The sequence below is a fragment of the Rhizobacter sp. P5_C2 genome (assembly GCF_054049715.1).
The window spans coordinates 1-12850 of sequence record NZ_JBFULV010000086.1; the positions used below are offsets into that span (position 1 = coordinate 1).

Annotated in this window: 9 protein-coding genes; all 9 read left to right on the top strand. The window is 69.7% G+C overall.

Features of this window, described 5'->3' with window-relative positions; all coding sequences use genetic code 11:
- Nucleotides 1-336: 336 nt before the first annotated feature.
- The 9 genes from tssJ to ACXJLU_RS25265 all read left to right on the top strand — a co-directional run bounded on the left by tssJ (nucleotide 337) and on the right by ACXJLU_RS25265 (nucleotide 12596).
- On the top strand, nucleotides 337-816 hold the full coding sequence (gene tssJ / locus ACXJLU_RS25225) for a type VI secretion system lipoprotein TssJ (protein ID WP_073468570.1): 480 nt from the start codon (nucleotides 337-339) through the stop codon (nucleotides 814-816).
- Between the two features lie 16 nt (nucleotides 817-832).
- Complete coding sequence (gene tssK, locus ACXJLU_RS25230) at nucleotides 833-2161, top strand: type VI secretion system baseplate subunit TssK (RefSeq protein ID WP_073468569.1); 1329 nt, start codon at nucleotides 833-835, stop codon at nucleotides 2159-2161.
- 75 nt (nucleotides 2162-2236) lie between these two features.
- The gene (locus ACXJLU_RS25235; protein ID WP_457335722.1) at nucleotides 2237-2656 is read left to right on the top strand and encodes a CC0125/CC1285 family lipoprotein; all 420 of its coding nucleotides are present in this window, start codon (nucleotides 2237-2239) and stop codon (nucleotides 2654-2656) included.
- The gene (locus ACXJLU_RS25240) at nucleotides 2653-3102 is read left to right on the top strand and encodes a hypothetical protein (protein WP_457335724.1); all 450 of its coding nucleotides are present in this window, start codon (nucleotides 2653-2655) and stop codon (nucleotides 3100-3102) included. Before ACXJLU_RS25235 ends, ACXJLU_RS25240 begins: the two co-directional genes overlap by 4 nt.
- A gap of 49 nt (nucleotides 3103-3151) precedes the next feature.
- Nucleotides 3152-4498, top strand: coding sequence for a DotU family type VI secretion system protein (locus ACXJLU_RS25245; protein ID WP_457335726.1), 1347 nt, complete (start codon nucleotides 3152-3154; stop codon nucleotides 4496-4498).
- Nucleotides 4495-8094 (top strand): type VI secretion system membrane subunit TssM, encoded by a 3600-nt coding sequence (tssM, locus tag ACXJLU_RS25250; protein WP_457335728.1) that lies wholly within the window; start codon nucleotides 4495-4497, stop codon nucleotides 8092-8094. The genes ACXJLU_RS25245 and tssM overlap by 4 nt, the downstream gene beginning before the upstream one ends.
- A complete protein-coding gene (tagF, locus tag ACXJLU_RS25255; protein WP_457335730.1) occupies nucleotides 8076-8810 on the top strand; it encodes a type VI secretion system-associated protein TagF in 735 nt (244 codons plus the stop codon). Before tssM ends, tagF begins: the two co-directional genes overlap by 19 nt.
- Nucleotides 8807-10651 (top strand): protein kinase domain-containing protein, encoded by a 1845-nt coding sequence (locus tag ACXJLU_RS25260; RefSeq protein WP_457335732.1) that lies wholly within the window; start codon nucleotides 8807-8809, stop codon nucleotides 10649-10651. Before tagF ends, ACXJLU_RS25260 begins: the two co-directional genes overlap by 4 nt.
- Nucleotides 10652-10667: 16 nt before the next feature.
- Nucleotides 10668-12596, top strand: a complete 1929-nt coding sequence (locus ACXJLU_RS25265; protein ID WP_457335734.1) for a C1 family peptidase — start codon at nucleotides 10668-10670, stop codon at nucleotides 12594-12596.
- Nucleotides 12597-12850 lie beyond the last annotated feature (254 nt).

Genomic DNA, 12850 nt, shown 5'->3' on the forward strand with positions numbered 1-12850 from the left:
GTGCCGCCCGCCGCGGTGGCGGACGGCGCCGCGCCGCCCGGTGGCCCCTGCGAGGCACAGGCGGCCAGCCAAAGCACGGCCAGCACGGCCAGCGCGGCCGACAGGCGCAGGTTCGGCAAAGGATCGAAGCGTTGCATGGCGCGAGCCTAGGCGCCGCCCGGGCGCCGTCCAACTGACCTTCGTCAACCGGCTTGCCGCGCCCGCCACCACGCTCATTACCTAAGTCACGACTGACTGGTGAGAGCGACCGCTATCCTGCGGACGCCAGACCGTGAACGGGGCCGGATGCCGCGTTGCGGACTGGCGTCCCCACCCCTCACCAGACCCGCCGTCCCCATGCGCCATCTGTTCATCACCGCCGCGCTGGCCGTCTTCGGCCTCGTCGCAGGTTGCACCACCGTCGAGAAGTACAACCCGTTCGCCGGTCCCGCCACGCTCAAGGGCGAGGTCACCGCCGGCGCCCAGACCAACCCCGACGCCCGCAAGCGCGCCTCCCCGGTCGTCGTGCGCGTCTTCGAACTGAAGGCCAACGCGCAGTTCGAGTCGGCCGATTTCGTCTCGCTGTTCGAGCGCGAACAACAGGTGCTCGGCCCCGACCTGGTGTCGCGCGAAGAGTTCGTGCTGCGCCCCGGCGAAAAGCGCCCGCTCGAGAAGAAGCTGTCGCCCGAGACCAAGTTCATCGGCGTGATGGTCGCGTTCCGCGAACTCGAACGCGCCCGCTGGCGCGCCGTGATCCCGGTCGCCGCGAACCGCACCAACGTCGTCGCCGTCAGCCTGGACGACATCGCGGTGCAGGCCACCCGCACCCAGCCCTGATCGGACGGATCCCTCCATGAGCTGGCGCGCCAAGGTCGTCTGGTCTTCGGGGATGTTCCTGCAGCCCCACCATTTCCAGCAGGAAACCCGCTACATCGAGCGCCTGGTCGACGCACGCACCCGCTGCGTGACGCCGTTCGCCTGGGGCTTCTCCGAGCTGGAGATCGACGAGGGGCTGCTCTCGCTCGGCAAGCTCGGCCTGACGCGCGCCGCCGGCCTGCTGCCCGACGGCACGCCGTTCTCGATGCCGCTGCTCGACCCGCTGCCGCCGCCGATCGAGGTGCCGTCCGACGTGAAGGGCGAACTGATCTACCTCGCGCTGCCGCTGCAGCGCCAGGGCCTGAACGAGGTCGATTTCAGCGGCACCGACGAGCTGTGCCGCTTCGAGGCCGCCGAAGAAAACGTGCGCGACAACACCGACGCGAGCGACGAACCGGCCACCATCCAGACCGGCCGCCTGCGCATGCGCTTCGTGCGCGCGAAAGAGGCCACCGAGGCCTATGCGCTGCTCGGCATCGCGTTCGTCGCCGAGCGCCGCAGCGACGGCCAGGTCACGCTGGAGCGCAGCTACATCCCGCCGCAGGTGGCGATCGAGGCCACCGCCCAGCTGTCGGCCAGCGCGTCGCTGCTGCACGGGCTGATCCTGCAACGCGCACAGGCGCTGGCCGGCCGCATGGGCCAGCTGGGACATGGCGTGTCGGAGCTGGCCGATTTCCTGATGCTGCAGACGCTGAACCGCAACGAGCCGATCTTCAGCCAGCACACCGCGGTGCCGAACGCGCACCCGAAAGAGCTGCACCGCGACTGCCTGCGCCTGGCCGGCGACCTGGCCACGCTGGCCAGCAGCACGCGCCGCCCGCCCGAGTTCCCGCCGTACCGCCACGACGACCTGAACGCCTGCTTCGCGCCGGTGTTCGCCGAGCTGCGCCGCATGCTGACCGCGGTGCTCGAGCAGAACGCGCTGCAGATCGAGCTGGTCGACCGCACGCACGGCGTGCGCACCGCGGTCGTCAACGACCTCGAACTGGTGCGCACCGGCAGCTTCGTGCTGGCGGTCAATGCGCAGGTGCCGGGCGAGCAGCTGCGCCAGCGCTTCCCGGCGCAGACCAAGATCGGTCCGGTCGACAAGATCCGCGACCTGGTGAACCTGCAGCTGCCCGGCATCGGGCTGCGCTCGCTGCCGGTGGCGCCGCGCCAGCTGCCGTTCCATGCGGGGTATTTCTATTTCGAACTCGACCGCAGCGGCGAGCTTTGGAAGGCGATCACGGTCAACGGCCACGTCGCGATGCACATCGCGGGTGATTTCCCCGGCCTGGAGCTCGAACTCTGGGCGATCCGCAGCTGATCGGGGACGGCATGTCGAAGAGCGATTCAAACCGGAGCAGGAGGAGCGATCTTGGTGTCGATGAGGAGGGGATTCGTGGCCGCGATAGCGGCCGCCTGGTGCCTGGGGTTGGCGGGTTGCGCGACGGGCTACGGCTCGCAGGGCTACACCGGTGGCTATTTCGAGAAGTCGGCCCCGGGCAAGATGCAATGGGTGTACTTTTCGGGCAACGCCTACGTGACGGCCGACGTGATCAGCCGGTTCGGGCTGTACCGCTGCGCGGAACTGGCGCGGGCGCAGCACAAGCCGCACTTCGTCATCTACGAGCGTCTGGTCGATGCGGCCCGCGATCGGCCCGCCGACGGGCCCAACACCGGCCTGATCGGCGGCAAGCCCTATGCGGCCACGCTGCTGCTGATGCTCGACGAACCGCGTTACGGATCGAAGTCGACGCAGCAGGTGCTCGACGACCTGGACAGCCTCGTCCACCCCAAGACACCCAAGGCCGCTTCATGAAGCCGCTGATCAGGACATGGACCTGCGCACTCGCGTGCGCTGCCTCGCTGCTGTCCGGCTGTGCGCTTCCGGTCTACAAGCCGCAGCCGGGGGTGGTCGTCGCGAAGGTGCAGTGGATGGGTTTCGGCGAGCCGRCACTCTGCCTGGACGGCAAGGTCTACCAGGTCTGGACCCGGGACTCGGGCGGGGTGCGAACCGCCGAGGTGCCGACCGGCAACCGCATCAGCCTCGGCTCGCGGGTGCACATCGACAACGGCAACGCCAGCTACTCGTGCCAGCCCGCGGTGAGCTTCGTGCCGGTGGCCGGGCAGAGCTACTTCGCCAACACGGGGCTGCGCGCGACCAACACGTGCTTCTTCGAGGTGGTCAAGGCCGATGCCGACAAGGACACCGGCGTGGCGCCCGAAGAATCCGTGCGTCCGTCGCTGTGCCCCCTGGTGCGCTGACCGGCGCACCGAAGCGTCTGCAGAGTCCTGAAAGAACGTGGTGAGCGCGATGAGCCCCTCTTCCCCCGACGATCCGTTTGCCGAAGTCGACACCGGCCGCACCTTCATCATGCCGACGCCGGGCGGGCGCACGACCGCGATGCCGTCGCGCCCGCAGCACGCGCCGCAGCAGGCGGCCGGCGCCGACGTGGCGGCCGACATCGGCCCGAGCGACAGCGGGCTGAACCCGCTGGTCGCGCTGGCGAATCCGCTGCTGGCCTTGGTGCCGCAGATCCGCGCGTCGACCCAGCTCGCCGACCCGGCCGCGCTGCGCGAATCGATCGCGCAGGGCCTGCGCGAATTCGAGGCGCAGGCGCGCGCCCGCGGCATCACGCCCGAGCGCGTGCTGGCCGCGCGCTACATCCTGTGCACGCTGCTCGACGAGGTGGCCGCGACGATGCCGTGGGGCGCCTCCGGCCAGTGGGGCCGCCACAGCCTGCTCGCGATGTTCCACAACGAGACCGGCGGCGGCGAGAAGGTGTTCCAGCTGATGGCCAAGCTGGCCGAGAACCCGTCCGGCAACCGCGACCTGCTGGAGCTGATCTACGCCGCGCTGTGCCTGGGCTTCGAGGGTCGCTACCGCGTCGTCGACGGCGGCCGCGCGCAGCTCGAGGCGGTGCGCGAGCGGCTCGCGCAGATCATCAAGAAGGAACGCGGCGACTACGCACAGCCGCTCGCGCAGAACTGGCGCGGCGAGGCCGCGACCCGCCGCTCGATGCTGACCTGGTTGCCGCTGTGGGTGGCCAGCGCCGTCGTGATGCTGATCATCGTGTCGGTCTACCTCGGGCTGTCGTGGCGGCTGAGCGGCGATTCGGATCCGGTCTACGGCCGCATCCAGGAGCTGCGGCTGATCCCGCCGACGCCGCCGGTCAAGCTGCCGGCGCCGAAGCCGCGGCTTGCGCAGTTCCTCGTCAACGACATCAAGGCCGAGCTGGTCACGGTGCGCGACGAGGTCGACCGCAGCGTCGTGATCATCCGCGGCGACGGGCTGTTCCCGCCCGCCAGCGCGGCGCTCACCAAGGACCGCGAGGCGCTGATGAAGCGCATCGCCGAGGCGCTGGCCCAGGTGCCGGGTGCGGTGCTGGTGACCGGCCACACCGACAACGTGCGCATCCGCACCGCGCAGTTCCCGTCGAACTGGCACCTCTCCGAAGAGCGCGCGAAGACCGTGCGCGACATCCTGGTGGGCTACGGCGTCACCGGCGACCGCGTGAAGGCCGAAGGCCGTGCCGATGGCGAGCCGGTGGCCGCCAACGACACGCCGGCCAACCGCGCGCTGAACCGGCGCGTCGAGATCACCCTGTTCATCCCGCGTGGCGCGACGCCCGCGGCCTCGGCTCCCGGAACCGGATCATGAAGAAGCTGCTCGGTGTCCTGCTCAACCCCTGGTTCCTGCTGATCCTCGGGCTGATCGCGCTGTCCCTGGTCATCTGGATCGTCGGGCCGCTGATCGCGATCGGCACCTGGAGACCACTTGAAAGTTCGACCGCGCGGCTGGTCTTCATCGGCCTGATCGTCGGCCTGGTGATCCTGCGCAAGCTGTGGCAGTACTTCCGTGCGCGCAAGACCAATGCGCGCGTCGTTGACCAGCTGCTGACGCCGGTGGCCGGCGCTGCCGCCGACGACCCAGCCAATGCCGAGCTGAAGACGCTGAACGAGCGCTTCCAGAAGGCGCTGCAGACGCTGCGCAACGCGAAGTTCGAGAACGGCAAGACCGGCGTCGCGGGCGCGTTCAGCGGCCTCACGTCGCGCCTCGGCAAGCGCTACCTGTACGAGCTGCCGTGGTACGTGATCATCGGCGCGCCCGGTTCGGGCAAGACGACCGCGCTGGTCAACTCCGGCCTCAACTTCCCGCTGGCCGCTGCGATGGGCGAGCATTCGGTGAAGGGCATCGGCGGCACCCGCAACTGCGACTGGTGGTTCACCGACCAGGCGGTGCTGATCGACACCGCCGGCCGCTACACCACGCAGGACAGCCACAAGAACACCGACAGCAAGGCCTGGGAGGGCTTCCTCGACCTGCTGAAGCGCAGCCGGCCGCGCCAGCCGCTGAACGGCGTGCTGATCACCGTGTCGGTCAGCGACCTGCTGACCGCCAACGCCAACGAGCGCGCGCAGCATGCCGCCACCGTGCGGCTGCGGCTGCAGGAGCTGCACCAGCACCTGGGCATGCGCTTCCCGATCTACCTGCTGGTCACCAAGTGCGACCTGCTGTCGGGCTTCATGGAGACGCTGGGCGAGGTCGACAAGGACACCCGCGCGACGCCGTGGGGCATGACCTTCAAGCTCGACAAGCAGCAGCACACCGACCTGTCGGTGTTCCCGGCCGAATTCGACGCGCTCGAGAAGCGCCTGACCGACGGCCTGATCGACCGCCTGCAGCTCGAGCGCGACCCGCAGCGCCGCGCCCGCATCTACGGCTTCCCGCAGCAGTTCGAGGCGCTGCGCGGGCTGCTGAAGGACTGGATCGACCAGGTCTTCTCGCCGTCGCAGTTCGAGGCCCACCCGCTGCTGCGCGGCGTGTACTTCATCAGCGGCACGCAAGAGGGCACGCCGATCGACCGCATGCTGGGCCGCATCGCGCGCACCTACCGGCTCGAACGCACGGTGCTGCCGCCGCTGCAGTCCAGCGGCAAGAGCTTCTTCCTGTCGCGCCTGCTGAAGGAAGTGGTGTTCGGCGAGGCCGCACTGGCCGGCACCGACCTGAAATGGGAGCGCAGCCGCGCCTGGATGATCACGGCGGCCTATGCGGCGCTCGGCATCGTCTCGGTGGGCGTGCTGCTGGCCTGGGGCATCAGCTACGTCAACAACCAGCGCTACATCGCGAAGGTGGACACCACCGTCGAAGAGGTGCGCAAGCTGGTGCAGTCGACGCCGAACCGCGCGTCGCCCGACACCCTGGTGCTGCTGCCGGCGCTGCAGGCCACGCGCGACCTGGCGCGGGCCGGCATCGGCGATTCGGTGCCGTTCAGCCACGGCTTCGGGCTGTACCAGGGCCGCAAGCTCGACGGCGCGTCGCAGCAGGCCTACCGCCGCATGCTGACCGATGCGGTGCTGCCGCGCATCGCGCTCGGCATCGAGGACCGCCTGAAGACCGGCATCGACAACCCCGAGCTGCAGTACGAGGCGCTGAAGGCCTACGTGATGCTGTACGACCCGGAGCGCTTCGACCCCGCGGCGCTCAAGCTCTACGTGATGGCCGACTGGGAGACCAACCTGCCGCGCTCGGTGACCACCGAGCAGCGCGCCGAGCTCGAATCCCACCTCGACGCGCTGCTGGCCGAAGGCCAGGCGGTGTCGCCGCTGCCGGAAGACAAGCAGCTGGTCGCGCAGACGCGCGCCCGCCTGATCGCGACGCCGCTGACCCAGCGCGTGTACCGGCGCCTGAAGCGCCAGGGCGTCGGCGCCGACATCCCGGAGTTCACGGTGGCCAAGGCGGCCGGCGCCGGTGCCGGCCTGGTGTTCACCCGCCTGAGCGGCCAGCCGCTGACCAAGGGCGTGCCGGGGCTGTTCACCTATGACGGCTACCACAAGGGCTTCCAGCGCGAGGTCGAGCGCGTCGCGCGCACGCTGGCCGATGAAGAGAGCTGGGTGCTGGGCGTCAACGACAGCGGCCGCCAGAACGCGCTGCGCTCGCTCGACGTGCAGCAGCAGCTCGCCGACGAGGTGCGCCGCCTGTACCTGACCGACTACGTCACGGTGTGGGAGGAGTTCATCGCCGACGTGAAGATGCTGCCGACTGCCAACCTGTCGCAGGCGGTGCAGATGTCGCGCGTGCTGTCGGCGCCGGACAACCCGCTGGTGCCGCTGCTGAAGGCGATGTCGCGCGAGACCACGCTCGGCGACAGCAAGGACGTGGCGTCGAAGGTCGAGACCAAGGCGCGCGACGCGATCCAGCGCTCGCGCGAAGAGCTGCTGCGGCTGCTCGGCAACCAGGCGCCGGCCACGCCGCTCGGCCCGGGCCAGCGCATCGAGAGCATCGTCGACGACCGCTTCATCGGGCTGCGCCAGCAGGTGCTCGCGGCCGACGGCAAGGCCGCGCCGATCGAGTCGACCATCGCGCTGATCAACGAGGTCTACACGCTTCTGACAGCGGCCGACACCGCGGTGAAGGGCGGCAACGTGCCGCCGCCGTCCGACGTGCCGAACAAGGTCAAGGCCGAGGCGGCGCGGCTGCCCGAGCCGATCCGCTCGCTGCTGAACACGCTGTCGGTCAGCGGCACCAAGGCGGCGCTCGACATCACGCGCAGCAACATCGGCAACTCGATCAATGCCGAGATTGGCGAGTTCTGCCGCCAGGCCATCAGCGGGCGCTACCCGTTCGCGCGCGGCAGCAGCCGCGACGTGACGCAGGAAGACTTCACCCGCGTGTTCGGGCCGGGCGGGCTGTTCGACGCGTTCTTCCAGAAGAACCTGGTGAACTTCGTCGACACCTCGACGCGGCCGTGGAGCTTCAAGAAGATCGACGGCGCGTCGATGGGCGCCGACAGCTCGACGCTGCTGCAGTTCCAGCATGCGGCGGTGATCCGCGACACCTTCTTCCGCGGCGGCGGCACCGGGGCGGGGCTGCGGCTCGACTTCAAGCCGATGGAGATGGATTCGTCGATCACGCAGTTCACGCTCGACGTCGACGGCCAGCTCGTCAAGTACGCGCACGGCCCGCAGATCCCGGCCTCGATCCAGTGGCCGGGGCCGCGCGGCAGCACGCAGGTGCGCGTGGCGCTGACGCCGGTGTCGGCCAGCGGCCTGTCGGGCGACACCCGGGAAGGCCCGTGGGCGCTGTTCCGGCTGTTCGACAAGCAGCAGATCGAGGCGGCCGGCGCGCCGGAGCGTTTCAAGGCGACCTTCAACATCGACAACCGCAAGGCGGTGTTCCTGGTCACCGCCAGCAGCGTGCGCAACCCGTTCCGCCTGCCCGAGCTGCAAGAGTTCTCATGTCCGGGCAAGCTGTGAGCCACGATTTCAGCATCGACCAGTTCATCAGCGGCGTCGGCACGCAGGCGCCGGGCTGGTTCGGCAAGCTGGCGATGCTGGGCGATTTCGCAAGCCGGCGGCTGCCGCAGCCCTTCGTCGACGCCTGCGATGCCTGGCTGTCGAAGGGCATGGATGCGAGCAAGACGCGGCTCGGCGCGCAGTTCCTCGACGTGTACCTGACCGGGCCGATCTGGCGCTTTGCGTGGGCGCCGGGCGTGATCGACAGCGAGTGGTGGGCCGGCGTGCTGATGCCGAGCGTCGACAAGGTCGGCCGCTACTTTCCGCTGGTGGTCGCGCAGACCGCGCACGACCTGCCGGAGACGCTGGAGGGCATCCAGGCGCTGGACGGCTGGTACCGGCACCTGAGCGCCGCGGCACTCGGCACGCTGGGGGCCGGCGCGACGGTGGAAGATTTCGAATCGGCGCTCGCGCGGGCGCCGTCGTGGCAGGCCGAGCGGCACAGCGTCGAGCCGGCTGCCACCGCGATGCCGGGCCGGCTGCGCTACACCTATGCCGGCGCGGCCAGCCTGCCGCAATGGATCGACGGCCTGGTGGTGGCCGAGGCGATGCGCCGCTACACCGGCCACAGCCTGTGGTGGCCCGACCATGCATCGGCGCCGGACGACAGCCTGTCGGTCGCGCCCGGGCTGCCGCCGCCGGAGTACTTCTCGGAGCTGCTGGAGGGGCGCTGGTGACCGACTCGACGAGCGGATCGACCTCCACGCCGGACGACGACCGCACGGTCGTGAACCCGGGCGCCGCGCTCGACGGCGGCAACTCGCTGCCGAACGGTTTCCGGCTGCAGGAGTACGTGGTCGAGGGGCTGGTCGGCGAGGGCGGCTTCGGCATCGTCTACCTGGCGCGCGACACCCAGCTCGGCCGCGTGGTCGCGCTGAAGGAGTACATGCCGGCGACGCTCGCGACGCGCGGCCCGCAATGCGAGGTGTCGGTGCGCTCGGCGCGCCACCGCGAGACCTTCGAGCTCGGGCTGCGCAGCTTCGTCAACGAGGCGCAGCTGCTGGCGGCGTTCGACCACCCATCGCTCGTCAAGGTGTACCGCTTCTGGGAACAGCAGGGCACCGCCTACATGGTGATGCCGTACTACCAGGGCCCGACGCTGAAGCAGTGGCTGATCGAGCACGGCCGGCCGGACGAGGCGCTGCTGCTGAGCGTGGCGCACCCGCTGATCGACGCGCTGGAGCTGATGCACCACCAGCGCTGCTACCACCGCGACATCGCGCCCGACAACATCCTGTTGCTGAACCAGCAGAGCACGCAGTTCGGCGGCGCGGCGAGCATGCGGCCGGTGCTGCTGGATTTCGGCGCGGCGCGCCGCGTGATCGGCGACGCGACGCAGGCGCTGACGGTGATCCTGAAGGCCGGCTACGCGCCGGTGGAGCAGTACGCCGAATCGAAGGCGATGCGCCAGGGACCGTGGACCGACGTGTACGCGCTGTGCGCGGTGCTGTATGCATCGATCACCGGGCGCGCGCCGCTGGCGTCGGTGAGCCGGCTCGTCACCGACGACCTGCAGCCGGCGGTGCAGGCCGGCGCGGGGCGGTATTCGCCGCAGTTCCTCGCGGCCATCGATGCGGGGCTGGCGGTGAAGCCGGACGACCGGCCGCAGGACATGGCGGCGCTGCGGGCGCTGTTGCCGGGCGGGCATGGGCTGGGGCATGGCACCTCGCAGTTGCTGGGCAGCACGACGCGCGGCGGGTTGCCGGTGCCGCCGGACCTGGGTGCGTCGACGGTCGTCGCCGGGGGCCGCTCGACGCGGCCGGCCGAGCTGATGCCGGACCCGCGGGCGACGCCGCCGTCGCGGGCCGGTGTGTATGCGCTGGCCGGGCTGGTGCTTGCCGCGCTGGCGGGGGCGGGCTGGTGGGTGGCCGGGCGCGCGCCCGCGCCTGCGCCGGTGGTGGCGACCACGCCGGCACCGGCAGCCACATCAACACCTGCACCGGCACCCTCGCCGGCACCGGTCGCCGCGCCTGCGCCGCCGCCTGCCGTGCCCTTCGGCCTGGTCACCGCGCTGCAGGACATCGTGCGCCACGCCGACCCGGTGCTCGGCGTCAACGCGCTGGCCGACAAGTCGCAGCTGCGCATCGGCAGCGACCGGCTGCAGTTCCGCGTCAAGTCGTCGGAGGCCGGCTACCTGTACGTGTTCCTGGCCGGCACCGACAAGACCCACTTCTACCTGCTGTTCCCGAACGAGCTCGACAAGAACAACCGCATCGAGCTGAACCGCGAGGTCGTGCTGCCGCGCGCCGGCTGGCACATCACCGCGGGCGGGCCGCCGGGCACCGACCATATCGTCGCGATGGTGTCGCGCCGGCCGCGCGACATGACCGGCATCGGCGTCAAGAACGCCGGCGACCAGATCCCCGAGATCGATCTCCGGCTCGCCGAGCAGCTGTGGTCGGCCCGCAGCGCGGCCGAGAGCCCGTTCGCCGGCAAGCCGGTGTGCGAGGCCGGCGAGTCGCCGTGCGATGGCAGCTATGGCGCGACGCTGCTGGTGATCGACGAGGTCAAGAAGTAGCCCGAGGGAGTTTTTGATGGCCACCAAGCCTGCAACCAAGCCGAAGCGCCCCACCGCCGACCCGTTGCCGAAGAACTCGCGCTTCATGCGGGTCGCGCGCCCCGACGAGATCGACGTGCGCGACCGGCCCTACCGCCCGGCCATCGGCAGTGCACCGCCGCCGACGCTGTTCCCGAAGCATGGGCTGCCGGTGAAGTACCAGGGTGACACGATGGCCTGCACCGGCTTCGCGCTGTCGCTGGTGGTCGAGCACCTGCTGCTGGCCTCGGGCCGCGAGCGAAAGCCTGCCATCTCGCCGTACATGCTGTACTCGATGGCACGGCGCTACGACGAGTACCCGGGCTCGTCCGAGGACAAGGGCTCCAGCCTGCGCGGCGCGATGAAGGGCTGGTTCAAGCACGGTGCCTGCCGCGAGCCGCTGTTCCCCGGGCTGGAGATGCCGGCGGCGAGCAAGAGCCTGGCCGACGACTGGTGGTTCGATGCCGTCAAGCGCCCGCTCGGTGCCTACTACCGCATCGACCACAAGGCGATCACCGACATGCACGCCGCGTTGAACGAGGTGGGCATCCTGTACGCGAGCGCCGGCTGCCATTCGGGCTGGGACGACGGCATCGAGCTGACGGCGCTGAAGAAGCGGCCGACCTCGTTCACCGAGCCGCGCAAGGGGATCTGGGAGATCCCGGTCAAGGGCGGTCATGCGCGGCATTCGGGCCATGCGTTCGCGATCGTCGGCTACAACGAGCGCGGCTTCCTGATCCAGAACTCCTGGGGGACGGACTGGGGTTCGTTCGGCTACGCGATCCTGAGTTATGACGACTGGATCGCCAACGCGATGGACTGCTGGGTCGCGCAGCTCGGCGTCGTGACGCAGGACCACACCGCGATCTCGAAATCGATCAGCCTGCGCACCGATGCGGCCGGCCGCGTGTCGCTCGCCGCGAGCGAGGTGCTGCGCAACCGCGAGCTGTCGCCGTTCATCGTCAACATGGGCAACAACGGCGCGCTGAGCAACAGCGGCGTGTTCCGCACCCGGCCCGACGACGTGCGCGCGATCGTCGACGTGCAGCTCGTGCAGGCGCGCAAGCAATGGGGGCTGCAGGACGACGTGGTCGACGTCTGCATCTTCGCGCACGGCGGGCTGGTCGGTGAAGCCGCCGCGGCCGACATCGCGGCGCAGTGGATCCCGATGCTGTACGAGCAGAAGATCTTTCCGATCTTCCTGATGTGGGAGACCGATTTCTTCACCAGCGCGCTGAACTGCATCGACGACGCGATCCGCGACGTGCCGCGCAGCACGGCCGCCGGTTCGTCGATGGCGGCATGGTGGAACGAGCGGCTGGAGCGCGTGCTGTCGCGTCCCGGTACGCGCATCTGGGGCGAGATGAAGCAGAACGCCGATGCGATGAGCGCCTACAAGCCGGGCGTGCCGGACGACGAGCAGGCCGGCGCGGTGCTGCTGTACGGGCATTTCAAGCATGGCGTGGCCGACAAGCGCATCCGCATGCACTTCGTCGGGCATTCGGCCGGCAGCATCGTCGCGAGCCTGATGATCGACCGGCTGGCGCAGGAGGGCATGCGCTTCGAATCGGTGAGTTTTCTGGCGCCGGCGGTGCGTGTGGACACCTTCGACCGTTGCGTGCGGCCGCACCTGGAATCGGGCGTGGTGCGGCGCTACCAGCAGTTCCACCTGAGCGAGCGCGCGGAGCAGCAGGACCACACCTGCGGGCCGTACCGGCGCTCGCTGCTGTACCTGGTCAGTGAATCGTTCGAGGGGGGGAGTACCACGCCGATCCTGGGGATGCAGCGGTTCTTCGATGCGGTGCAACCGCTGGCGAACACCACGGCGTGGGTGTCGCCTGGGCCCGTCAGCGCGAGCACGACGCATGGGGGGTTCGATGATGACCCCGGGACTCGGGCTCAGGTCGTGAAGTTCATCCGGGGATGAGGGGTCTGTTCACTGCGTGAGGCTGTAGCCGGGTCTCGCCCCGGCGGGCGAGTCACTTTCATTTGGGGCTCAAATGAAAGTAACCAAAGCAAAGAGCCTGAATGCAACACCATGCGGTTCGTTCAGCCCGCTGCGGACAACACTGCCACGCCGCTGCACATCGTCCCTCGATTGGGATTGTTGCCCTCCCGACCCCACGCGCCTCGCTTCGCATCGGCACCCGGGCTACGGTTCAACAATCCCAATCAAGGTTG

Excerpts from the sequence above, each read along its gene's own strand:
- tagF (WP_457335730.1), top strand. The coding sequence starts at position 8,076 with ATGTCCGGGCAAGCTGTGAGCCACGATTTCAGCATCGACCAGTTCATC.
- ACXJLU_RS25265 (WP_457335734.1), top strand. The coding sequence starts at position 10,668 with ATGGCCACCAAGCCTGCAACCAAGCCGAAGCGCCCCACCGCCGACCCG.
- tssK (WP_073468569.1), top strand. The coding sequence starts at position 833 with ATGAGCTGGCGCGCCAAGGTCGTCTGGTCTTCGGGGATGTTCCTGCAG.
- tssM (WP_457335728.1), top strand. The coding sequence starts at position 4,495 with ATGAAGAAGCTGCTCGGTGTCCTGCTCAACCCCTGGTTCCTGCTGATC.
- tssJ (WP_073468570.1), top strand. The coding sequence starts at position 337 with ATGCGCCATCTGTTCATCACCGCCGCGCTGGCCGTCTTCGGCCTCGTC.
- ACXJLU_RS25245 (WP_457335726.1), top strand. The coding sequence starts at position 3,152 with ATGAGCCCCTCTTCCCCCGACGATCCGTTTGCCGAAGTCGACACCGGC.